This is a genomic window from Rhizobium sp. CG5, from assembly GCF_023701945.1.
Taxonomy (GTDB): Bacteria; Pseudomonadota; Alphaproteobacteria; order Rhizobiales; family Rhizobiaceae; genus Allorhizobium.
The window spans coordinates 1-2,166 of sequence record NZ_JABAEF010000048.1 but is presented as its reverse complement, the minus strand read 5'-3'; the positions used below and the strand labels follow the sequence as shown (position 1 = coordinate 2,166).

Here is a 2,166-nt window from a genome sequence, read left to right as displayed (position 1 = left end):
GTGCGACCTGCAAGTCGCGTGAGTTTCTGTTTCACAGGAGGAGATATTGCCTGAAGAAACCGGCTGTTCCATCAGCCGTTCCCTACCCGGACATGCGGAGCCGGTAACGGCTCGGTGTGAAGCTCTGGGGACAACGTAGCCGCCGGATATCCGGTACGTCGAGCCGCGAGGCAAGGCGGAATCTGCCAGCACGAAGGCGGAGAGGAGCAAGGGATGAGTGGGTACGACCAACGTATGTGAACTTCCGATAAACGTCGTGATCTTTGACAAGCCAAACGTGCTGACAGGCTTGAACCAAAACGGTACGCGGTATGGAGTGGTCTTTGAAAACTGGGCCACCATGGACGACCAGCCGCCGGCGAAGAGGAAGGGTCCGCCCCGCTCGGAGACTTATGCGGAACAGGGTAAGCCCATAGTGCTGCCGGCAACGGCAGGCGGACCATAAGGAACGCTGTTGGCGCTGTGGGTAAAGGAATGCGGAAAAAGCGAACGCCCGACTGTAATGGACGGGATACGGGCTGAAACATCGCCCGACGCGAAAGCGGGCAGACTTCCGCACGGTCATTCATGGTGAGAGAACTTTGACCAATCGTTGTACGAGGAAGAGCAGATGACGGCGATCGGCGCGAGAGCGACTCGAGCCGGTGCATCCTCGGGCACTGCGCAGATGTGGGATCAGGCGAACTGGTTGCACATTCAGGCAGAGGTGAAACGGCTTCAGGTGCGTATCGCCAAGGCAACCCAGGAAGGCCGATGGGGCAAGGTGAAAGCATTGCAACGTCTGCTGACCCGCTCGCATAGCGGCAAGATGTTGGCCGTGAAACGGGTGACGGAGAATCGCGGTAAGAGAACGCCGGGGGTGGACGGTAAGATATGGTCATCCCCGGCGGCCAGATGGAACGGGATGATGTCACTTCGACATCGCGGTTATCGCGCGATGCCGTTGCGACGTGTTTACATTCCCAAGAGTAACGGCAAGAAGCGTCCGCTGGGAATTCCCTGTATGCGGTGCCGGGCGATGCAGGCGTTATGGAAGCTCGCTCTGGACCCGGTGGCAGAGACACTGGCGGACCCGAATTCCTATGGGTTCCGGCCCGAACGCTCGACTGCCGACGCCATCGAGCAGTGCTTCATCACTCTGGCTAAGCGCGCTTCGCCAGAGTGGATTCTGGAAGGCGACATCAGAGGCTGTTTCGACAACTTCAGTCACCCCTGGCTTCTGGAGCATGTCACGATGGAGAAGGAGGTCCTGCAAAAGTGGCTTCAAGCCGGATATATCGACGAGGGAACTCTGTTTGAGACGTCGGCGGGCACCCCGCAAGGGGGGATTATCTCGCCGGTGATCGCGAACACGGCGTTGGATGGGCTGGAGGCGGCAGTCTACGCAAGCGTGGGATCGTCGAAACTCGCGCGCAGCAAGGCCCAGCTCAACGTCATCCGCTATGCCGATGACTTTGTGGTGACCGGCGCGTCGAAAGACGTGCTCGAATTCAAAGTCCTTCCGGCGGTCAGGCAGTTCCTGGCCACTCGAGGTCTGGAACTCTCAGAGGAGAAGACCCGGATCACGAACATCGCGGAGGGTTTCGATTTCCTTGGCCAGAACGTACGCAAGTACGACGGCAAACTATTGATCAAGCCGGCAAGGAAGAGTGTCAAAGCACTCCTCGACAAGGTCAGGGAAATCATCAAGGGCAATCCGAGCGTCACGCAGGAGGCGTTGATACAGAAACTGAACCCAGTTATCCGGGGATGGGCCATGTATCACCGTCACGTCGTGGCGAAAGCGAGCTTCTCATCGATAGATTCGCACATCTGGCAAATGCTCTGGAAATGGGCAAGTCGACGCCATCCCATGAAAGGAGCACGGTGGGTGAGGAACAGGTACTTCCGGGTCGATGGACACCGGTCCTGGGACTTCGCTACGAAGGGTCCGGCAGATGCCAGTACCAGCGGGTGCCGGCTCTTCCGCGCAATGACGATCCCGATTACGAGGCACGTCAAGATCCGGGGACTGGCTAATCCATTTGATCCGGCATGGTCCACTTACTTCGTCCGCCGTCGAATTGCGAAACCCTCCGTCCAGTTGTTCGGTGCCACACCATGGTGCTGAAGAATGGCTTGAGCCGGATGCGGGGTGATCCGCATGTCCGGTTCTTAGGGGGCGGC

The 2,166-nt window shown here is 58.6% G+C and carries 1 protein-coding gene; it reads left to right on the top strand.

Features of this window, described 5'->3' with window-relative positions:
* Positions 1-610 precede the first annotated feature (610 nt).
* Entirely contained in the window at positions 611-2,110 is a 1,500-nt protein-coding gene (ltrA, locus tag HGO38_RS30945) for a group II intron reverse transcriptase/maturase (RefSeq protein ID WP_250959626.1), read from the top strand.
* Positions 2,111-2,166 lie beyond the last annotated feature (56 nt).